We start from the raw sequence: 21,824 nt of genomic DNA on the forward strand, positions 1-21,824 counted from the left end.
TCTCCTTATAAAAGAAGTTTCTTTTTTTAGTCCCTTACATCAATGATAGTATGTGTGAGAAAGGGCTATAGAAACCGAAGTACTCGGTTTCACTTTTACTATTGTATCAGCGCCTTTATGTAATTGACAAGGATTAAGTGATTGCTCATGGATATAACGGGAATTTATAAGATTTCCCAATTTGTATTTTTGTAGCAGATGTATTTTTATTTAATTGTTTAAAATCATCAATTACTTTTTCGATAGAAGGGATTTTTTTCTTGTTAATCGCTTCTGTAATAGAAAGGACAGTATCACCAGTTTTTACTTCTATTGCTTTATAAGCTGTATCTGTTTCTTTATCTATCTCTTTATTTTGCTTTGTATCTGTATTTTCCTTTTTTATCGTTTGAGCCGCTGTTGTTTTTTTGTATGAACTCAACATCGGTAAAGTACCGATTTTTATGTCGTAATAAAATATATAACCGAGGACAAGCACGAATAAGAGTACACCTAATCTCTTCATATTCTTCACTCCTTTGCTAGGAATATATGCTTGTCCAAAAAAAAAATGCCTGCTTAGGCATTTTTTTGTTCTTATTTTTCTTTCGGTTTTGGAACTTCTTTAATCGTTAAGTATAGAACAATTAAAACAACTGCGATATAAATGAATGTTGCACCAGGTACGACGATTTTAAATAAATCCATAATCATAAAGAAGATTGTTGGAATTGTATAGCTGTACGCAGTTAGTGTCCAAACTTGTTTATAGGATAATTTACGTTGACCGCTCATAGCAGAACCGATGAACGCAAGTAAAGTCACACCTAAAAATGTGATGAATAATTGGAATAGGTACACTAAAAATCCGATAACAAATAATAAAATTGGATAAATATTATCGAATAAAGAAATAAATTCTTGCAAATCTTTTTTCTCAAGAGATGCACCCAATAAATCATTATAGGAATACGTTTGCGTTTGACCATTTCCCATAGAGACTACTTTATCTTTTAAAACAAATAAACCTGTTTTATTTTGATATTTTTCTAAATCTGTTGAATTTGGATCAAATACGAAAAGAGCATTTCCCTCTTCTTTTTCGATAGGCTGATCAATATCAGCTTTTAGTTCGCCATTTTCAATTTTAAAATCAGGTAAATCTTTATCGATGACTTGATTTACCATGCTCACACCATCTTGGATAAAGCTACCGTACAAGACCGTTCTTGGAATAGTAGTAATTAAGCAAAGGAGCATAATATACAAAATGGTTTTACCGATTTTTTGAAAACGGAATAACGCCATATCTTTAGGCGAGTATACACTTTTTGCGAATTGGGTAAATATGGACATAGATTCACTTCCTTTATGTATGTATAAAATCATTGTAACGTACGAATCTAGGGAATCACAAGTTATATTATATTTATATATAGTGGAGAGAACTGAATTTCTTTTTTATTAATTTTCTACTTTTAAAAGAGAAAAATACAATTGACACTTTTCTTTTTTATATGGTAAATTTATCTTACATTTCTTAAAGGATATATCCGATAGGAATTCAGTTATTTGATATGGTATTGTATACATAATTCTGGACCCTTAGCTCAGCTGGTTAGAGCAGACGGCTCATAACCGTCCGGTCGTAGGTTCGAGTCCTACAGGGTCCATATCCATTTCACAAGTTTATTACGTCAGCAGGAAGCTTCCTTGTAGAAGGGAGCTTTTTTTACGGAATATATGAGCATTTTAATTGAAAAGAAGTGGGAATTTTGCTACTTTAATGGTAGCAAGACAATGTGATTTATTTGTTTGCACCCTGTGGCAATTAGGGTAGAATGAAGTTGTATGTCACATATGAGTGGCAATACATAAACTGGGAGGAATATAACAATGGCAAAACACGAATTACCAAATTTACCTTATGCGTATGATGCATTAGAACCTCACTTTGACAAAGAAACAATGAACATCCATCATACAAAACATCACAACACATATATTACAAACTTAAACGCTGCTTTAGAAGGTCATGCAGAATTAGCTGACAAAAGCGTTGAAGAATTAATTGCAAACTTAAATGAAGTACCAGAAGCAATCCGTACAGCAGTACGTAACAATGGTGGCGGACATGCAAACCATACATTCTTCTGGACAATCCTATCTCCAAACGGTGGCGGACAACCAGTAGGCGAACTTGCAACTGCGATTGAAGCGAAATTCGGTAGCTTCGATGCATTCAAAGCAGAATTTGCAAAAGCTGGCGCAACTCGCTTCGGTTCTGGTTGGGCTTGGTTAGTAGTAAACAATGGTGAGTTAGAAGTAACAAGCACTCCAAACCAAGATTCTCCTTTAACTGAAGGTAAAACGCCAGTTATCGGTTTAGATGTTTGGGAGCATGCTTACTACTTAAATTACCAAAACCGTCGTCCTGACTACATCGGTGCATTCTGGAACGTTGTAGATTGGAACGTTGCTGAAAAACTTTATCAAGAAGCAAAATAATTGTATTAATTATAGAAAAAAGCTAGGGGAATGCTCCTAGCTTTTTTTCTATGCTTTCCTTTTACATAATTGGGCTTGTCTTTGGAAGACTAGAACATGAAGTAAAGGAGAGTTGTGTATGAAGTGGAAACATATAATTGGTGACGTTGAAGTGAATCGGGATTTAGTGTTATTGCTCCTCATTGGAGGTTTATACACGCTCGCAATTTCTTTATCGAATACGTTTGTTAACATTTACTTATGGAAACAAACACAAAATTATGTGAATCTTGGCTTATATAATTTGGCCAGCGTTGTATTACAGCCTCTCACATTTCTTGTAGGGGGGAAATTAGCGAAACGTATTGATCGCTCAATCTTGTTACGAATAGGTGTAGGCACGTTAGCTATTTTTTTTATCGTTGTTTTAGTAGCGGGAAAAAATGCTTCTCACTATATTTTATTAATGGGGGCTCTCTTAGGAGTCGGATATGGTTTTTACTGGCTTGCGTTTAATTTATTGACATTTGAGATTACAGAACCAGAAACAAGAGATTTCTTTAATGGATTTCTTGGACTTCTTACATCTTTCTCTGGAATGATTGGACCAATAGCAGCAGGATACACCATTTCACGTATGGAAAAATGGAGTGGTTATACGGTCATATTCTTTCTTTCATTAGTGCTATTCGCAATTGCTGTCGTCTTAAGCTTTTTTTTATCTAAGAGAGAATGTGAAGGTCGTTATGAAATCGTGCAAGTATTGAAAGAGAGACGGATTGATAAGAATTGGGGAAGAATTACACTTGCACATTTTTTTCAGGGATTGAGAGAAGGAACATTTATCTTTGTTATTTCAGTATATGTTTATTTAGCAACTGATAGTGAGCTCGCATTAGGGAAATATAGCTTAGTAAATTCGGCTGTATCATTCATATGTTATTACTTAGTCGCTCGTATGTTAAAGAAAGAGTGGCGAAAAAAAGCAATTTTACTTGGAGGCATTATTTTATATGCGGTCGTATTTTTAGTTATATTTAATGTTACATACGCAAAGTTACTTATTTATGCAGCATGTATCGCGATTGCATATCCTATTTTACTCGTTCCGTACGGGTCAATGACATATGACGTAATTGGTAGGGCGAAAAATGCGAGAGAATGGCGTGTAGAGTATATAGTTGTTCGGGAATTATGGTTAAATGCCGGAAGAATTTGTTCCATTTTAAGTTTTTTGTGTGCTGTGCTCTTCTTTCAGCCTGAAAAGAGTTTACCTTTCTTACTATGTATTTTAGGTGCTGGACATTTTCTTATATATTTTGCAGTTAAAAATGTCAAATATGATGAGGGAAATGTGGGTAAAACAAGTGTTGTAGCGCAAGGAAACACGCAAAATCAAACCGAACCAGAAGGTTAACTTCTCGTTTGTTTTATGCTAGAATAGAAAAAGATGTAAGACAGCAGTGAGGACACCTGTATGAAGGTGTCCCTTTCACATTACATAGCTGTTGGTAGAGGGGGTTTGTATGAGCAAGAAGCAGAAGCAAGCAAAGAAAAAGACCCACGTTCCTTTTCGATTAAACGTGTTGTTTTTTTGCGTATTTATAATGTTCTCCGCGGTTATTGTAAGGCTCGGATATGTACAAATTGTTCGCGGTGAGGAATATAAGAATGAAGTCGAGAAGAAAGAAAATTCAACGATAAGCAATCCTGTACCACGTGGGAAAATATTTGACCGTTATGGGCGACCGGTAGTGGATAATGCAGCTGTTCGTACCATTACATTTACGAAAATGAAAGGGTCGACTGCGGAAGATCGCCAAAAAACAGCGACAAAGTTAGCAGATTTGATTGAGGTACCAATAGATAAATTAACAGATCGTGATAAAAAGGACTATTGGCTTGCTCTGCATAAAGAGGAAGCTAAAGAAAAAATTACGAATAAAGATCGTCAAGAATTGAAAAATAACAAAATTGACGATAAAGAATTAGACGAGCGTCAACGAAGTCGTGTGACGGAAGAAGAGATTAATCAATTATCCGCAAAAGATTTAGAAATACTAGCGATTAGAAGTAAGATGGACGGCGGATATGCAATGACACCTCAAGTTATTAAAAAAGATGCTACAGAAGAAGAATATGCGATTATTAGTGAAAATCTAGCGACATTACCAGGTGTAGATACGAATGTTGATTGGGAACGAAAATATACGTATGATGATTTATTCCGAAGTGTACTTGGCGGGGTGTCAACGTCTGATGAAGGTTTACCGAGAGAAAGACTAGATTACTATCTTGTTCGTGATTATAACCGAAATGATAGAGTAGGAAAAAGTTATCTTGAACAGCAGTATGAAGATAGCCTGCACGGTACGAAAGCAGAAGTGAAAAATATTACAGATAAAAACGGTAATATTTTAGAAACGATTAATGTATCAGAAGGGCAACGAGGCAATGATCTGAACTTAACAATTGATATGGAATTACAAAAGCGTGTGGAAGATATTCTTGCGAAAAATTTAATGAGATTTAAAGGAGCGGAACCGCTTTTAGATCGCGCTTTCGTTGTTATGACGAATCCCAAAAACGGTGAAGTGTTATCGATGGCAGGGAAACAATTAGTGAATGAAAATGGCGAAACGAAAGTACAAGATTTCGCATTAGGTACGATGACAAGCTCGTATCCTGTAGGTTCAACAGTAAAGGGTGCAACGATACTGACAGGATATCAAACCGGTGCGATTCAACCGGGATCGGTACAGTTAGATGAACCGATTAAATTAAAAGGTACGCCAACGAAGTCATCTTGGAAGACAATGGGTTATATTAATGATCTTACAGCGTTAAAAATGTCTTCTAACGTTTATATGTTTAAAACAGCGATGAATATCGCTGGTGTTCAATATGTTAGAGGTGGTACGTTAGATATACCACAAAAAGCATTTGATACGATGCGTTATTATTTCGGGCAGTTTGGACTTGGTGTGAAAACAGGAATTGATTTACCAAATGAATCTGCTGGTCAGATGGGTAAAACAGACAATATCCCAGGTTTCTTACTTGATTATTCAATCGGTCAATATGATACGTATACACCACTTCAATTAGCTCAGTATATTTCAACAATTGCCAATGGTGGATATCGGATGCAGCCACAAGTTGTTAAAGAAATTATTCAACCGGCAGAGAAACCGGATGAAGTTGGGAAAGTTGTTCATTCGATGGAACCGAACGTGCTAAATCGTGTTGATATGCCTGAATCACAAATTAAACGTGTTCAAGAAGGATTTAGACAAGTATTTAACGAATCAGGCGGTACAGCTACGAAATACTTCGCAGGCGCACCATATAAAGCTGCTGGTAAAACGGGTACAGCTCAAACTGTGTATGGCGGAGATAAAGATATTGGTAAAAAGGCGAACGGTGAGCGTGTTCAAGTTTATAATTTAACAATGGTAGGTTACGCGCCACTTGAAGATCCGGAAGTAGCGTTCTCTGTTGTTGTTCCATGGGTACATGATGATAAAACTGGTATTAATGGATATATTAGCCGTGAAATTATGGACGCTTATTTTGATTTGAAAAAGCAAGAAAATGGTGAAGCTCCAAAAGATGAAAAAGACAATAAAAATGTAGAGCAAGATAATGAATAAAAAAGTTGTAAAAAAAGCACACTATCTAAAAAGATAGTGTGCTTTTTTTTATGGTTCATGCATACGTTTTAATAAATGTGGACAAGCATATCATGTGGAAAACACGCAGTTTCATAGCGGTGAGCTGTATATTTTTAGCTGTATTTTGCGTGATAGGAGGACAACCGTTTTATGGATTAAAATATAAAATGAAAAGAGAATGTGTAGTTATATTGTTTTTTGTGGAACTTTACAAAACTTTTACAAACAATTAAAACCGAATTAATAGTTTAGCAGTATTCTTATATCTGTAATCCTGTTATTTCCGGTGACTTCTAGGAGGAAGAACACGTGAAAAGGATGAGTACATCGATTAAAGTTTTAGTGTTATCGACATGTTTCCTTTGTTCTGGTATGTCTACTGTGTTTGCTACAAGTGAAATGGGAGAAGTGAGAGTTGATGGATCCTCAACGGTTTTTCCTATTATAGAAGCAGTGGCGGAGGAATATACAAAGGTGCATCCGAGCGTGAAAATTTCCATCAGTGTTTCTGGAACAGGAGGAGGGTTTAATCGTTTCAGTAAAGGCGAGGTAGATATAAATAATGCTTCGAGAGTAATGAAACAAGTGGAAGAAAATGAAATGAAGAAAAACTCCGTTCAGTTTACACCGTTTGAGGTCGCTTACGATGGTCTTACAATTGTTGTGAATCGTCAAAATACGTGGGTAGACAATATGACAGTAGACGAATTGCGTCTGTTATGGAGTGAAGATGGAAGAGAGAAGCGATGGTCACAAATTCATTCATCATGGCCACGTGCACAAGTGAAGTTTTATGCACCAGGTGTAGACTCTGGTACTTATGATTATTTTCAAAATGTCATCTTACAAAAAAGTCTCCTTGTAAAAAAAGTCTCTTTATCTGAAGATGATCAAGTTATTATGCAAGGGGTAATGAATGATAAACATGCCATTGCTTTTGTAGGATATGCTTATTATATGGCCAATCGAGATAAGGTGAAAGCGATAAAAGTAAATGGTGTATTTCCGACGAAAGAGACCATTCAATCAGGTGAGTATAAACCGTTATCTAGATCGCTCTTTACTTATGTGAATGATGCATCGATCCGAAAGAAAATGAATGTAGCAAATTATGTTGAGTTTATGATTAAGCATGTTGGAAACCTCGCTGAAGAGGTCGGATATGTAAAATTACCGAAAGAAAAATATAATGAACAGCTGCGGATGTTAACAGAAATAAAAAGGTAATGTCAGGGTGGAAAGGGGTTTTCATCTTTGGCTCATAATGACAAAAGTCAAATTACATTTTCTGTACAACATTTGATTGAAAGAAATACAAAACAAAGAAAAAAAACGCAGCGAATCAATCGAATAGTTCCGTTATTACTAAAAATAATTGCTAGCGTTTCTATTGTGACGACACTTGGAATTATTTTTACGCTAGCCAATGAAACAATCGTGTTTTTTCAAAAAATATCATTATACTCCTTTTTGACGGAGAAAGAATGGTTACCTTTTTTTGAAAATCCTAAATTCGGTATATTACCACTTATATGTGGAACAGTTCTTGTAACGGCGATTGCTATGTTCGTAGCAATTCCTATCGGTTTAGCTTGTGCCGTATTTTTAAGCGAATATGCTTCAAACGGTGCACGGAAAATATTAAAGCCGATGTTAGAACTATTAGCAGGCATTCCGACAATTGTATATGGTTTTTTTGCGCTAACAGTTGTCACGCCACTTTTACAACGAATTATACCAGATTTACAATTTTTTAATGCGATTAGCCCAGGCATTGTTATTGGATTGATGATGATACCTACAATTGCATCTTTGTCTGAAGACGCGATGAGAGCTGTAACAAAAGGCACGAAAGAAGCTTCGTTAGCACTTGGAGCAACTCGATTTGAGATGGTAAAACAAGTAGTGTTTCCCTCAGCTTTCACAGGGATTATGGCAGCAATTATATTAGCAGCTTCCAGGGCGATTGGGGAGACGATGATAGTTGTAATTGCAGCGGGATCCACACCGAATGTATCGCTCAATCCGACACACTCGATTCAAACGTTAACAGCTTATATTGTGCAAGTAAGTTTAGGTGATGCTCCGCATGGAACAATTACGTATTATAGCATGTACGCTGTGGGTGCAACGTTATTCCTATTTACTTTTATAATGAACATCATTTCGCAGTCTATTATGCGCCGTTTTAGGAGGGTGACATAATATGCGAATGTTGAATCATAAAAAAATACAAGAAAATATGGTATCTCGTTTTTTAAAAGATCGAATTTATAAATTGTTATTCTATATAGCAATTTTGTTTTCAATAGTAATACTGTTTGTTTTGCTTTTTCAAATTTTTGAAAAAGGTATAAGTTATCTTTCAATAGATTTTTTTACAAACTTCGCTTCACGTAATCCGACAGAAGCTGGGATTGCTGCAGCTTTGTCAGGGACAATATTATTTATGAGCATTGTTATACCCGTCTCATTTATAGTTGGAGTCGGAACTGCCCTTTATTTAGAGCAATATGCAAAGGAATCTATATTTAAAAAGATAATAGAAATTAATAATCAAACGTTAGCGGGAGTGCCTTCCGTTGTATATGGGTTACTCGGCTTAACTATTTTTGTATATGCTCTTCATTTAGGAGAGAGTATTGTTGCAGCTGCACTGACGATGAGTTTACTCGTCTTACCAACAGTTGTTGTAGCTAGTCAAGAAGCAATCCGATCTGTACCAAGTTCATTATTAGAGGCTTCTTACGGATTAGGCGCTACGAAGTGGCAAACGATGTATCAGGTTGTATTGCCAACTGCTTTTCCCGGAATTATAACGGGTTGTACGTTAGCCATATCAAGAGCAATTGGAGAAGCGGCACCGTTGTTAGTTATCGGGGCACTTGCATTTGCAAATTATGTTCCATTTAGTATGTTTGATAGATTTACAGTTTTACCAATTCAAATTTTTAATTGGATGAGTAGACCACAAGAAGAATTTCAGTACGTAGCAGCAGCTGGGATGATTGTGTTGTTAGGTTTGTTGCTCTTTATCAATATATTTGTCTTATGGTTACGAAATCGAAAATAAGTTGGAAGTGGATGAAAGGGGAATTCAAATGGTAGCAACAGTAGTAAATGTACAGGTTAAAAAAGAAGAGAAAATCGAGGCTGCACCAAAGAAAGTAGTATTTGATACGAAAAATTTAAATCTTTGGTATGGAGAAGACCATGCTTTAAAGGATATTAACTTAAGTATTCATGAGAATGAAGTTACAGCAATTATCGGCCCAAGTGGTTGTGGTAAATCAACATACTTAAAAACATTAAATCGTATGGTAGAGTTAGTACCTATCGTTCGAACTACAGGTGTAATTGAATATAGAGAACGCAATATATTTGATAAATCGTATCCAGTTGAAGAATTACGAACGCATGTAGGAATGGTATTCCAAAAGCCAAATCCATTTCCAAAATCTATTTATGAAAATGTAGCATACGGTCCGAAAATCCATGGTATTCGCGACAAAAAAACATTGGATGAAATTGTTGAAAAAAGTTTGCGCGGAGCAGCGATTTGGGATGAATTAAAAGATCGCTTGCACGATAATGCATATGGTTTATCTGGTGGGCAGCAACAACGTTTATGTATTGCACGTTGCTTAGCGATTGAGCCAGACGTTATTTTAATGGATGAGCCAACATCGGCGCTAGACCCAATTTCAACATCAAAAGTAGAAGAACTAATTCAAGAGTTAAAGAAAGATTTTAGTATTGTTATCGTAACGCATAACATGCAACAAGCAGCACGTATTTCAGACAAAACTGCTTTCTTCTTAAGTGGGGAAGTTGTGGAGTATACAGATACAAACAAATTATTTACGACACCTTCAGATAAACGAACAGAAGATTATATTACAGGCCGATTTGGTTGATATCGTTGCAAGGATAAGAGTAAATGCCCTCTTAATAGAGGGCGTTTCTTATTTTAATAGGGAATTAATACTTCTCCTATCTTAAAGCTTTACCATAGGCATAAGAGGCTAGGTAGGGGATTTATCCCGCATTAACGGGCAGTAAAACTCCCAACTCAAAACTCAAAACTCGGCTGGAACAAAGAAGTTAGTTGGGAGATCAACTGCCCATAAACGCCCGATTGGTTCAACTAATAATCAGTGGGGAATGAAAAATCCCCCCACCGATTAAAGTTTCACTTTATATATAATGGCACATAATATTGAGGGGGAAGCAACAATGGTAAGAGAACAATTTCAATGTGATTTAAAAACGTTGCAGCAAAAGGTAATTGAGCTTGGTGAACTAGCGAGGGAAGCTTTATTACTCGCTATGGAAGGTCTGCATACAAGAGATGTAGAGAAAGCGTTAGAGGTTATAGATGGTGATTACCGCATGGATAATTTAGAAGAGGAAATAAACGATCTTGCGCTTATGCTGATTACGAAGCAACAGCCTGTAGCAAGTGATTTACGAAGAATTTTTATTTCAATTAAAACAGCGACAGATTTAGAGCGTATTGCAGATCATGCTGTTAATATTGCAAAATCTACAATTCGTCTTGGGGAAAAAGAAGTGACAGTTAGTTTGCAAAATCTTGATGAAATGTTTGCGATTGCTCATAAGATGCTAAATTTAGCATTGGAAGCATACGAACAAGAAAATTTAACTCTTGCTAAACAAATTGCTGAAATGGATGATTCAGTTGATGAAATATATGGGAAGGCGATTCGTGAATTTATATCCTCAATCCCTGAACGACCAGAAGCTATTACACAAATTACACAATTATCCTTTGTGGCAAGATATATTGAGCGTGTAGCAGATCATATTACAAATATTGCTGAGAATGTATTTTATTTAGTAAAAGGAAAACATTATTTATTGAATGAATAGGGAGCAAAGCAGGTGATGAGAAATCATCTGCTTTTTTTAGTCAAAACATGACAAAAAAAGCTCGTTGTTTCCTTTAGTTTATGATGATAAGATGTATCATAATGTGATGGGAAAATTAGTATATATGTTGGTTGCTTTCGATGTTAATTTACTAAGTTAATGGTAAGCGCTTTCTTTTGGCGAGATTTGAAAGGTACATTTATCCCGCTATTTGCTGGGCGGTAAGACCCCACCTCAAAATTCGGCGAATGCGAGGAAGTTAGGGGGGAGATAACTGCTCGTAAAAGCCCGATTGATGTGGGCTAACAATCAGTGAGGATGGACAAAACCCCTACTGATTAAAGTTTCACTTTATGCTGCTAGTTCATGTGAGATAAAGAATATACATATGGTATACGGAGTGACTGAACATTATATAAGTGGAGGCTGAAGTATATGAAGGGGGTTATTTTAGCTGGAGGAAAAGGAAGACGCCTTAGACCATTAACGTGTAATACTCCAAAGCCGATGTTGCCATTATTAGAAAAACCAGTTTTAGAATACAATATTGAATTATTACGTCAGCATGGTATTCGTGAAATTGCAATTACCGTTCAATATATGAGTACAGCCATTAAGCGGTATTTTGGTGATGGTAGTAAATGGGGAGTTAACTTGTACTATTTTGAAGACTCTCCTCCGCTTGGAACCGCAGGGAGTATTAAACAAGCGGAAAATTTTCTAGATGAGACATTTGTTGTGATAAGTGGAGATGCATTAACTGATTTTCAATTATCAGAAGGAATTGTGTTTCATGAACAAAAGAAAAGAATGATAACAATGTTTGTAAAGGAAGTAGAAAACCCACTCTCATTTGGTTTAGTGGTAATGAACAAAGAACAAGAAGTTATACGGTATATAGAAAAACCAAGCTGGAATGAGGTAGTCTCTAATGTTGTAAATACAGGTATTTATATTATGGAGCCAGAGATTTTTTCTTACATACCGCCCAAAGAATTTTTTGATTTCAGTCAAGATGTGTTTCCGCTATTGGTAAATAAGAACGCCTTATCTGCATATTTGTCAGAAGGGTATTGGTTAGATATTGGTACATTTGATCAATATCGACAAGCACAATTTGATTTGTTAACGAAAAAACTGCAAGTACCTATTCCTTATACTGAAGTATTGCCGATGGTATGGATGGGAGAAGGTGTAACGATTGGGAAAGGAACGAAAATTCATGGTCCTTCTTTTATTGGAGAAGGAGCAAAGGTTGGTGCGGGGGCTGTAATTGAGCCGTACTCTATAATCGGGAAAAATAGTACTATTTCAAGTTATTCTCATCTTCAAAAAAGTATTGTTTTTGCGAATGCTCACATTGGGGAGTATTGCGAGCTATTAGAAACGACAATAGGAGGGCATACAATGGTTGAAGATGACGTTACACTGTTTCAAAAAAGCATTGTAGCGGATCATTGTCATATAGGGAAAAGTACGGTAATTAAGCAAAAAGGAAAACTATGGCCTTATAAGGAAATTGATAGTCACTCGGTAGTAGGATCGGCTGGTGTTCAAGAAAGTGAAAAGAGTACGGGATGGTTACAAAAAAGCCGTATTGTAGGGAGAGGGAATGTTGAGATTACCCCTCAATTTATTGTGAAAGTTGCGATGGCGTATGGATCTCTTTTTGCAAAAGGGGAAAGTATATTAATCGGGAGTCAAGAACAGATAGAAACAACTTCCTATAAAAATTTGTTCTTACATGCTATACACGGTATCGGGATTCATACGATGGAATGTAAAGAAATGAACGAGTCTCTTTTTCAGTATAATATTTATAATTTGCAATGTGTAGGTGGGGTTTTCGTTCAAGTGGAAAATGAAAAAGAGGTTGTTATAAAGTTGTATGGTAAGGATGGGATGCAGTTAACGTATAAGCAGCAAAAAGAGATAGAACAAGTATATATGTCCGAGTCGTTTTATTATGTATGTGAGAAAGAAATGGGACGAAATACGCCAGTTCACGTCTCTTTACATGATTATATAGAGGCTGTATTAGAGCGTATTGATATTGAGCAAATACAAAAGCAGAAGTTTCATCTTCTTATTAATAAGAGAAATGATATGTTACAACATTTACTTATGCTTTTTCTTCAAAGGCTTGGCTGCACGGTTACATGGATTTATGCGGGCGAACAAAAAGATCATGTGAAAGCTTTGATGAAATCAAGTAAAGCAAATATGGCACTTATGTTTTCTGAGAAAGGAAATTATTTCGAGTTATATGATAATCATAGTAATATTTACCAAGGTACAGATTTTGAAGAAATAGACCTTCCTGATTTATTACTGGAATCGAAAGGAAATATTTACCCGATGTCTTTGAAATTAGGAGAATGTTACCTCCTATTTTATACGCAAGATGAAAAGAAATCTTTTCAAGTAAGATGGAAGAGAGATATTTTATATCGAATTGGAAAATTATTCGAGCTAATAGCACTGCAAGGGAAAACGTTTCGAAGCATAGTAGAGCAATCACCACCGCTTTATTTACTTTATGATGAAGTTGTCTGTTCATGGAAAGAAAAAGGGAAAGTGATGAGGAAATTATTGGCTGATATGGAAAGGAAGGAAGAGGGTATATTTGAAGGAGTACAGTTCAAATATACCGAAAAAGAGTGGTCTTATATCGTTTCTGACACAAAACAACCAAAATTTTTGGTGTATTCACATGCTAGAAACCCAGTGATAGCAAGGGAAAACATGAAAAATCTTATAGAAAAAATTAGACAATATCAAAAGGTGTAGAATTTTTATTTTAAAAGTGGTATTATGGTATAGTCTGATTTAAGTTATTAGTACTGGAGGGAAATAAGAATGCGTGTAAATATTACTCTAGCATGTACAGAATGCGGAGATCGTAACTATATCTCAAAGAAAAATAAACGTAACAACGCTGAGCGTATCGAGCTTAAAAAGTATTGCAAGCGTGACAAGAAGTCTACGTTACACCGTGAAACAAAGTAAGCAGTAGGAATATTTTCCTACTGTTTCTTTTTTTATTCGATTCCTGTGCTAAAAGTGATACACTATCTTCGTAGAGTAAAGTGTCACTGCAAGGAGGGGAAATGTGTGAAAGAAGAGAAAGTACGTTTACGTAAACAAATAATAGAACACATGAATTCTTTATCGGAAGAACAGTATACAACTTTATCAGAGCAAATCGCAGCGTCGTTGTACGCGCAAAAAGAGTGGATTGAAGCTAAAACAATTGGAATCACTCTCTCGATGGAACGTGAAGTGAATACATATCCAATTATCGAAAAAGCTTGGAAAGAAGGAAAGCAAGTTGTTGTTCCAAAGTGTAATAAAGGGACACGGACAATGTCTTTCCGACAAATTAGTAATTTTGATCAATTAGAAACAGTATATATGAATTTACGTGAACCGATTCTGGAGCTAACGGAAGAAGTGAATGTAGATGAAATTGATCTTCTTGTCGTGCCAGGCGTAGCTTATACGCAGCGAGGAGAACGGATTGGATATGGTGGTGGCTATTATGATCGTTATCTCGTGCATTATAAAGGGAAAACGCTATCATTAGCCTATGATTTTCAAATGGTAAAATATATTCCGGTAGAGTCCTTTGATAAAAATGTAGAAAAAATTATTACAGAAAAAGGAACAATGGTTATAAATGGGCTTGTATAGACAAATAAAAATTGACGAGACTTTTTATTCTTGATTATAATAAAATATGTGAACGTTTTCTTATTATAATTTTTTATAGTAAGTGAGCATAGAGGGTGATGAAATGATATCCATTTATGATATTCAACAATTGCTAAAGAAATTTGGTACGATTATTTATACAGGTGATCGAATTGCAGATTTACAATTAATGCAAGATGAATTGCGTGAATTAAATCAATCACAGCTAATTGATCCACAAGACTATCAAACAGCTTTATTTTTATTGAAGCAAGAAATTCAAAAAGAGCTAAATAAGAATTAGATAAAGGTAGGTAAGCAACATGGAAGAGAAATGGTTAGTTGGTGTTGACCTTGGTGGTACAACGATTAAATTAGCGTTTATTAATGTCTATGGCGAAATTTTACATAAGTGGGAAATCCCTACAAATAAAAACGAGCAAGGAAAACATATTACACTTGATGTAGCGAAAGCTATTGATAAAAAGTTAGAAGAATTAGGGGAATTAAAAAGTAAATTAATCGGTATTGGTATGGGAGCTCCTGGTCCTGTACATGTGGCATCTGGAATGATTTATGAAGCGGTTAATTTAGGATGGAAGAACTATCCCTTAAAAGATTTATTAGAAGTAGAAACAGGATTACCTGTTGTGATTGATAATGATGCAAACTTAGCAGCGCTTGGTGAAATGTGGAAAGGTGCTGGTGAAGGAGCAAAAGATTTAATTTGTATGACACTTGGCACTGGTGTTGGTGGCGGTGTAATCACTAATGGTGAGATTGTACACGGTATAAGTGGTGCTGCTGGTGAGATTGGACATATTACGGTAGTTACAGAGAATGCTTTCCCGTGTAATTGCGGAAAGTCTGGTTGCTTAGAAACAGTAACATCTGCAACGGGTATTGTGCGCGTTGCTATGCAAAAAATACAAGAAACTAATACAGAGAGTCTTTTACGTTCTATGTTAGCAGAAGAAGGGCGTATTACATCAAAAGATGTATTTGAAGCGCATGGACAAGGTGATGAGCTAGCAGGTGAAGTAATAGAAAAAGTAGCTTCTTATTTAGGATTAGCTGTAGCGAACCTTTCTAGTACGTTGAACCCAGAGAAAATTGTTATTGGTGGTGGCGTGTCTAAAGCTGGAGATGCACTATTAGAACCAGTTCAACGTTATTTCGAGCAATATGCTTTCTCACGTGCTGTAAAGAGCACGAAGTTAGCCATTGCAACACTTGGTAACGATGCAGGTGTTATCGGGGCAGCGTGGCTTGTAAAAAAGCACAAATACGAAGCGAAGATGATATAAGTTGTGAAATATGAAAAGAGGAAGGGGAAACCCTTCCTCTTTTTGTGTGAAATCTCGATGAAGAATAACATGCAAATGAATTAAGCTGTTGGTGGGTACCCGTTATATAGAACAGTCATGATTGTAAACCATCCGAAAACGAGTACGGTTGCAATTGCAAAGCCGCCCGCGAAAAAGTTCTTCTCGCGAAGTGTTCTAAGCGTAGCAAATACAGCTAACAGAGTGACAAGCGTAAAAATAATAACAAGGCCCATACAATATCCTCCTCTGCCTACCCATTCCTTAATATGAGTTTTTAGAATATTCACTCCTTTATATTGTACATGTTTTAAAAATGATTGTCGAGATAGCATCCTTTCTTTTCCTAAGAGAAAGAAATGGTGTATCATAAAAAGTAAGTTTAATAACTGGAGGAGATTTTCATATGAAATGGACACAAATGCCGTTAGGCCCATTACAAACAAATGCTTATATTTTAACGAACGATCAAAATGAGTGTATTATTTTTGACCCTGGTCACGAAGGAGAAAAGCTCGTGACATATTTGCAAGAAGAACAATTAAAACCTCTTGCGGTTTTATTAACACATGCTCACTTTGATCATATTGGTGCTGTCGATGCGGTAAGAGACGCTTTCCATATTCCTGTATACGTACATAAAGAAGAAGCAGATTGGTTAGGAGATGCAACTGTAAATGGCTCTCAAATTTTTATGATGAACCGCAGTATTACAGCAAAACCAGCCGATCATATTATTGAGGCAGAGGGCCCATTAACTATCGGTTCATTTAGCTTTGAAATTTTTGAGACGCCAGGACATTCTCCAGGAAGTATTTCTTATTATTGTAAAGAGGCGAACGCGGTGTTCTCTGGAGATGTATTATTCCAAATGAGCATCGGCAGAACGGATTTACCTGGTGGGAGTTTTGCTGAATTAATTGGAAGTATTGAAGAGAAATTATTTGTATTACCAGATGAAACAGCGGTGCTATGTGGACATGGTCCAGAAACAAGCATCGGTTTTGAAAAAGAAAATAATCCATTTTTACAATAAGGAGTCATTATGGAGATGGAGCTCATTTTAAGAGAATGGATGGGGAAAGAGAAGGATTATTCAATTTCATATAGTACATATATGAACCTCGTATTGTATGCAGAAGGACATGGTTATTATATGAAAGAACGTGAAAAGATTGGGAGACAAGGGGATTTTTTTACAAGTAGCAATGTATCCTCTGTTTTTGCAAAAACGTTTGCTAAGTTTTTTATTCGTCTTGTTGAGAATGGTGAAGTTTCTCCAAATATTTGTGAGATTGGCGGAGGAACAGGAAAGTTTGCCTATGATGTTTTACAAGAATGGAAGCAATTATCTCCGGAAACCTTTATTGATTTAAACTATTCAATGATTGAAGTGAGCCCTTTTCATAGAAATTTACAACAGGAGAATCTATGCTCATTTTCTAATGTATCGTACTATACATCTTATAGTGAAATGGGAGAATCATTCGAAGGGATTCTTTTTTCGAATGAGTTATTTGATGCATTTCCTGTTGAAGTAATTGAGAAGAGAAATGGAATGCTATATGAAGTACGTATTACGTATACAGAGGAAGGGAACCTTGCTGAAGTATGTAGACCGTTAGATAAAAGAATCGGTCGGTACTTATTGAAATATAACATTCATATTGCGGAGGGACAGCGCTTTGAAGTGCCTATTGCAATGGAAGAATATATAGAAGAGATTGCGAAATGGTTTCAGAAAGGTATATGTATTACAGTTGATTATGGATATACAAAAGAAGAATGGATGCATCCTGCACATCATGAAGGAAGTTTAAGAGGATATTATAAGCATAAGCTAATACGTAATCCTCTAGCGTATCCAGGTGAAATGGATCTTACTACTCATATTCATTGGGATGAGCTGAAGGAGATGTTTAGCCTGCAAGGAATGAGTATAGTATGGCATAGGAAGCAATCAGAGTTTTTGTTAGCTGCAGGAATATTAGATCAGCTTAAGAGCCATCAGGATACGAATCCTTTTTCTGAAACTACAAAACTAAATAGAGCTATTCGCTCTATGATTTTGAACGGAGGATTAGGGAGTGCCTTTGATGTTGTTATACATACAAAAGGTATGCAGCATTTACAATTGGAGCGATATGTAACAATATAAAAAACAAGACACAGTATATTTCTGTGTCTTGTTTTTTAATACGACTTTTAGTATGTAGCATTGTATATTTTCTCTCATGATATATATTTATATTAAAGATATGAGATGAAAAATATAGAATACGCTCTGTTTCTCTGTCTATTAGTCCCTAACCTAATAATACGCGAACGAGTTGAATAATTGTTTCGTTTTCTACTTTGTAGTAAATTTCTAATCCTTTTCTTTCACTAGAAACGATTTTAGCACTTTTTAATTTTGCTAAATGCTGTGAAATTGTAGATTGTGGCATGTTTAAGCCTGTGTACATTGTAGAAACGTTGCTTGGGCCACGTTCAATTAATCCCTTTACAATACATAAGCGAACAGGATGAGCAAGCACTTTCAATAATTCTGCATTGCTTTCATATAGTTCTATTTCTTTTTGAAAGGTTTCTAACATGTTCTTTTCCACCTCCGTGTGAGCTGTTATACCATACTATACATACCAAAAAATTAAAGAAAAGAAAACAGTTGTTGCAGAAAAAAATTCCTAAAGTAAAGAAACTGTAAGAAAAGAGACTCTAATGTAAATAAAGTAGATAAAATTGCATGGTTTTGTAAAATGACATTTTTGGGTGAAAATTTTGATGCATTTTAAAAATTGAAAGATATAGATATATTTGTAACACAATCTTATCATGATTTTCTTATTCTTTCAAATGAATATACAAAATTTTTAAAATAATATGACAAAGGAATTGTAATAATATATATAGAATATAAAACAGGTTAAAATAAAAGAAGCTGAATGTAGTCAGCTTCTTTTTTTCTTATGCATTTATAGGCTCTTCTACATAAGAAAGGGCATTTTCGAAATCGGATATTAAATCGTTAACATTTTCAAGACCGACTGATAAGCGAAGTAATGAATTAGAGATCCCTCGTTCATCACGAGCTTCTTGTGACAGTGCTGCATGTGACATTTTAGCTGGATAGGAAAGAATCGACTCGACAGCTCCTAAACTAACTGCAAAAACAGGTAATTTTACTTTCGATAAAAATTGGCGGAGTGCATCTTCTGACTGCAGAGTAAAAGATAAGACAGCTCCAGCTGATGTCGCTTGAGATTGTTGAATATCATAGCCAAGATGTGTTTGTAATCCAGGATAATAGACATTTTGAACTTTAGCGTGCTCTTGTAAATAGTGTGCAATTTTATTGGCACTCGCAGCTGAGTGTTCGAGACGTACATGCAATGTTTTTAGACCGCGAAGCACGAGAGAACAGTCTTGTGGTCCTAAAATAGCACCAAAAGCATTTTGTAGAAAGCCAAGCTTTTGAGCGAGCTCTTCATCTTTTACGACAGCTAATCCGGCGGTGACATCGCTATGACCAGCAATAAATTTTGTGGCACTATGAAGTACGACATCGGCACCAAGATCAAGTGGCTTCTGGAATAGTGGTGTCAAAAATGTATTATCTACAAATGTAAGGGCGCCAATAGATTTTGCGAGTTTAGAAACCTCGCGAATATCTGTCACTTTTAAAAGCGGGTTAGAAGGTGTTTCTACATAAAAGAGCTTTGTATTTGGTTTAATGCTTTGCTTGATTTCCCCTACATTGGTCATATCAACAAATGTATGTGAAACACCATAACGAGAGAGTACTTCAGTTATAATTCGGTAAGTACCCCCATATACGTCTTCTGAAATGAGAACATGATCGCCTTGTGAAAGAAGGAGAAAAGCAGTAGAAATCGCTGCAATGCCGGATGCAAAAGCGAATCCTTTTGTTCCACCTTCTAATAAAGCGATAATATCTTCAAGTGCTTCCCGAGTTGGATTTCCCGATCGGCTATAGTCGTATTTTCCGAACGTATCTACATCAAACTGGTGAAAAGTTGATGTGTTATAGATGGGAACGTTAACAGCTCCTGTTTGCGAGTCATGTTTATATTGGTTGTGTAGTAAGAGTGTATCTATAGAATAACTCATATTTTTACACCTTCTTTTACAAATTTAATGGCTTGCTTTAAGTCTTGAATTAAATCGGTGCTGTTTTCAATGCCAACGGAGAATCGAAGAAGACGATTGCATACACCGTTTGCCGTTCTGATTTCTTTAGGAATATCAGCATGTGTTTGCGTTGCTGGATAAGTCATTAAACTTTCTACGCCACCAAGACTTTCAGCAAATGTAATTAAGGATAAAGATTGTAAGAATGGATTAACCCATGTTTCATCTTGCAGACGAAACGAAATCATACCGCCTCTTCCGGGATAAAATACATCTGTCACACCGTCTTCATCATTTAAATAAGCAACAACTGCTTTCGCATTTTCCTCATGTTGTTTCATGCGAAGCGCTAAAGTTTTCATACCACGAATTAATAGCCAGGAGTCAAATGGACTTAAGACAGCCCCTGAGGCATTGTGATAATGGGCGATTTCCTCACAAAGTGTTTTCCCTTTGGCAACGACCAATCCGCTTAGTACATCGTTATGACCACCTAAATATTTCGTTGCACTATGAAGTACGATATCGGCACCTTCTGTTAATGGTTGTTGTATATAAGGAGTATAGAATGTGTTGTCTACAATAAGGAGTAGTCCATGCCTTTTTGCTACACTTGAAACGGCAGCGATATCAGTAACTTGCATTAATGGATTAGTCGGAGTTTCTATGAAAATAGCTTTTGTTTCAGTTGTGATAGCTTGCTCAATTTGTTTAATAGATTGTGTATTTACGTATCTACATCGAACATTCCACTTGTTTTCGTGTTCAGAAAATAAGCGATACGTTCCTCCATATAAATCTTCAGATACAATAAGTTCATCTCCAGAACGGAATAATGAAAGGACGAGGAGAACAGCTGCCATTCCTGAACTACAGGCATAACCTTGTTCACCATTTTCTAAGTCTGCGATTGCCTGTTCTAAAAGACCGCGAGTTGGATTTCCAGTTCGTGAATAGTCAAAGCCAGTAGATTGACCAAGTCCTTCGTGACGATAAGCGGTTGAGAAATAAACAGGTGGATTAACAGTTCCTGTTGTAGTCTCACTACGGTTTCCGATTTGTGCTAGCTTTGTTTCAATCGTTGTCATGTGAAAATTCCTCCTTTTAAATTGAACAATGAATATAAAATAAAAAAAGCCTTCTAAGAAGAAGGCTTTCGGTTTGAATAGAGTCTTCTTCTCATCTGTCAAATCTTTCACAATTTGCTGGAATTAGCACCTTATTAACGAGTGAATGTTAATGGTTGCTGAGGCGTCACAGGGCCAGTCCCTCTACCTCTCTAGATAAGAATATTCGTATGAAATTTTATTATGTTTTTAACTTTACAACAAAAGATAATTGAATTGCAACTTTATTTTAAATAATTTTTATTTTTCCGCAAGTGTCATTGACTTTTATTTTTGTGCATGCTAAATTTATTAAAAAATTAACAAACATTGTTAAAAGGGGAACGTATTTCCTTTTAGCTACATAAATAAAATATATAGACAAACTCTTATTGAGAGCGGTGGAGGGAAAGGCCCTGTGAAACCCGGCAACCTTCAAACGAAATGTTTGAAACGGTGCTAATACCTGCAAAACGAATGTTTTGCATAATAAGAGGTGGAACAATTATGTCCCC

General features: G+C 35.9%; 21 protein-coding genes, 1 tRNA gene and 2 riboswitches. Of the genes, 16 read left to right on the forward strand and 6 right to left on the reverse strand.

Annotation, left to right across the window (positions count from 1 at the left end; genetic code table 11):
- Positions 1-145: 145 nt before the first annotated feature.
- Both COI75_RS11030 and yqgB read right to left on the reverse strand, forming a co-directional pair.
- Entirely contained in the window at positions 146-505 is a 360-nt protein-coding gene (locus tag COI75_RS11030) for a hypothetical protein (protein WP_000825426.1), read from the reverse strand.
- Between the two features lie 71 nt (positions 506-576).
- Positions 577-1,335, reverse strand: a complete 759-nt coding sequence (yqgB, locus tag COI75_RS11035; protein WP_000021891.1) for a protein YqgB — start codon at positions 1,333-1,335, stop codon at positions 577-579.
- A gap of 243 nt (positions 1,336-1,578) precedes the next feature.
- On the opposite strand from yqgB, the gene COI75_RS11040 reads away from it, so the two are divergent.
- From COI75_RS11040 to glcK, 14 genes are all read left to right on the forward strand, one after another.
- A tRNA-Ile gene (locus COI75_RS11040) sits at positions 1,579-1,652 on the forward strand.
- A 223-nt stretch (positions 1,653-1,875) separates the two neighbouring features.
- Complete coding sequence (sodA, locus tag COI75_RS11045; RefSeq protein WP_001052027.1) at positions 1,876-2,487, forward strand: superoxide dismutase [Mn]; 612 nt, start codon at positions 1,876-1,878, stop codon at positions 2,485-2,487.
- A gap of 118 nt (positions 2,488-2,605) precedes the next feature.
- Entirely contained in the window at positions 2,606-3,883 is a 1,278-nt protein-coding gene (locus COI75_RS11050) for an MFS transporter (protein WP_000871381.1), read from the forward strand.
- Positions 3,884-3,992: 109 nt separating this feature from the next.
- The gene (locus COI75_RS11055; RefSeq protein ID WP_000038973.1) at positions 3,993-6,119 is read left to right on the forward strand and encodes a peptidoglycan D,D-transpeptidase FtsI family protein; all 2,127 of its coding nucleotides are present in this window, start codon (positions 3,993-3,995) and stop codon (positions 6,117-6,119) included.
- A 330-nt stretch (positions 6,120-6,449) separates the two neighbouring features.
- Positions 6,450-7,367, forward strand: coding sequence for a PstS family phosphate ABC transporter substrate-binding protein (locus tag COI75_RS11060; protein WP_000827654.1), 918 nt, complete (start codon positions 6,450-6,452; stop codon positions 7,365-7,367).
- A 27-nt stretch (positions 7,368-7,394) separates the two neighbouring features.
- Entirely contained in the window at positions 7,395-8,345 is a 951-nt protein-coding gene (gene pstC, locus COI75_RS11065; protein WP_000940906.1) for a phosphate ABC transporter permease subunit PstC, read from the forward strand.
- Position 8,346: 1 nt separating this feature from the next.
- Complete coding sequence (pstA, locus tag COI75_RS11070; protein WP_001242553.1) at positions 8,347-9,213, forward strand: phosphate ABC transporter permease PstA; 867 nt, start codon at positions 8,347-8,349, stop codon at positions 9,211-9,213.
- A gap of 28 nt (positions 9,214-9,241) precedes the next feature.
- Entirely contained in the window at positions 9,242-10,057 is an 816-nt protein-coding gene (gene pstB, locus COI75_RS11075) for a phosphate ABC transporter ATP-binding protein (RefSeq protein WP_000226677.1), read from the forward strand.
- A gap of 319 nt (positions 10,058-10,376) precedes the next feature.
- Positions 10,377-11,033: a phosphate signaling complex protein PhoU gene (gene phoU / locus COI75_RS11080; RefSeq protein WP_033657126.1), complete on the forward strand. Its 657-nt coding sequence runs from the start codon at positions 10,377-10,379 to the stop codon at positions 11,031-11,033.
- A gap of 435 nt (positions 11,034-11,468) precedes the next feature.
- A complete protein-coding gene (locus COI75_RS11085; RefSeq protein ID WP_098448355.1) occupies positions 11,469-13,823 on the forward strand; it encodes a sugar phosphate nucleotidyltransferase in 2,355 nt (784 codons plus the stop codon).
- A 69-nt stretch (positions 13,824-13,892) separates the two neighbouring features.
- Positions 13,893-14,042 carry a 50S ribosomal protein L33 gene (gene rpmG, locus COI75_RS11090; protein ID WP_001265616.1) on the forward strand — a complete coding sequence of 50 codons (150 nt, stop codon included), beginning with the start codon at positions 13,893-13,895 and terminating at the stop codon, positions 14,040-14,042.
- 105 nt (positions 14,043-14,147) lie between these two features.
- Complete coding sequence (locus COI75_RS11095; RefSeq protein ID WP_000656857.1) at positions 14,148-14,726, forward strand: 5-formyltetrahydrofolate cyclo-ligase; 579 nt, start codon at positions 14,148-14,150, stop codon at positions 14,724-14,726.
- Between the two features lie 103 nt (positions 14,727-14,829).
- A complete protein-coding gene (locus COI75_RS11100) occupies positions 14,830-15,030 on the forward strand; it encodes a YqgQ family protein (RefSeq protein ID WP_000623706.1) in 201 nt (66 codons plus the stop codon).
- A gap of 19 nt (positions 15,031-15,049) precedes the next feature.
- Positions 15,050-16,033 carry a glucokinase gene (gene glcK, locus COI75_RS11105; protein ID WP_000391700.1) on the forward strand — a complete coding sequence of 328 codons (984 nt, stop codon included), beginning with the start codon at positions 15,050-15,052 and terminating at the stop codon, positions 16,031-16,033.
- A gap of 80 nt (positions 16,034-16,113) precedes the next feature.
- Here the strand turns inward: glcK and COI75_RS11110 are convergent, their stop codons facing one another.
- A complete protein-coding gene (locus COI75_RS11110) occupies positions 16,114-16,287 on the reverse strand; it encodes a DUF2759 domain-containing protein (protein WP_000524851.1) in 174 nt (57 codons plus the stop codon).
- Positions 16,288-16,457: 170 nt separating this feature from the next.
- Here COI75_RS11110 and COI75_RS11115 point away from each other — a divergent pair, with 170 nt between their 5' ends.
- Together COI75_RS11115 and COI75_RS11120 are read left to right on the forward strand one after the other, a co-directional pair.
- On the forward strand, positions 16,458-17,087 hold the full coding sequence (locus tag COI75_RS11115; protein WP_000872318.1) for an MBL fold metallo-hydrolase: 630 nt from the start codon (positions 16,458-16,460) through the stop codon (positions 17,085-17,087).
- 9 nt (positions 17,088-17,096) lie between these two features.
- Positions 17,097-18,209 (forward strand): class I SAM-dependent methyltransferase, encoded by a 1,113-nt coding sequence (locus tag COI75_RS11120; protein ID WP_000425118.1) that lies wholly within the window; start codon positions 17,097-17,099, stop codon positions 18,207-18,209.
- A 148-nt stretch (positions 18,210-18,357) separates the two neighbouring features.
- Here COI75_RS11120 and COI75_RS11125 read toward each other — a convergent pair whose 3' ends face one another.
- The 3 genes from COI75_RS11125 to metI form a co-directional block, all read right to left on the reverse strand.
- A complete protein-coding gene (locus tag COI75_RS11125; protein ID WP_000894375.1) occupies positions 18,358-18,648 on the reverse strand; it encodes an ArsR/SmtB family transcription factor in 291 nt (96 codons plus the stop codon).
- Positions 18,649-19,018: 370 nt separating this feature from the next.
- Positions 19,019-20,182 (reverse strand): cystathionine beta-lyase, encoded by a 1,164-nt coding sequence (metC, locus tag COI75_RS11130; RefSeq protein ID WP_000122288.1) that lies wholly within the window; start codon positions 20,180-20,182, stop codon positions 19,019-19,021.
- On the reverse strand, positions 20,179-21,291 hold the full coding sequence (gene metI, locus COI75_RS11135; RefSeq protein WP_000207429.1) for a cystathionine gamma-synthase/O-acetylhomoserine thiolyase: 1,113 nt from the start codon (positions 21,289-21,291) through the stop codon (positions 20,179-20,181). The genes metC and metI overlap by 4 nt, the downstream gene beginning before the upstream one ends.
- Positions 21,292-21,379: 88 nt before the next feature.
- Positions 21,380-21,493, reverse strand: a riboswitch (SAM riboswitch).
- 202 nt (positions 21,494-21,695) lie between these two features.
- Positions 21,696-21,805, forward strand: a riboswitch (SAM riboswitch).
- The last annotated feature ends 19 nt before the right edge of the window (positions 21,806-21,824 follow it).

It is taken from the genome of Bacillus cereus (assembly GCF_002564555.1).
GTDB lineage: Bacteria > Bacillota > Bacilli > Bacillales > Bacillaceae_G > Bacillus_A > Bacillus_A cereus_K.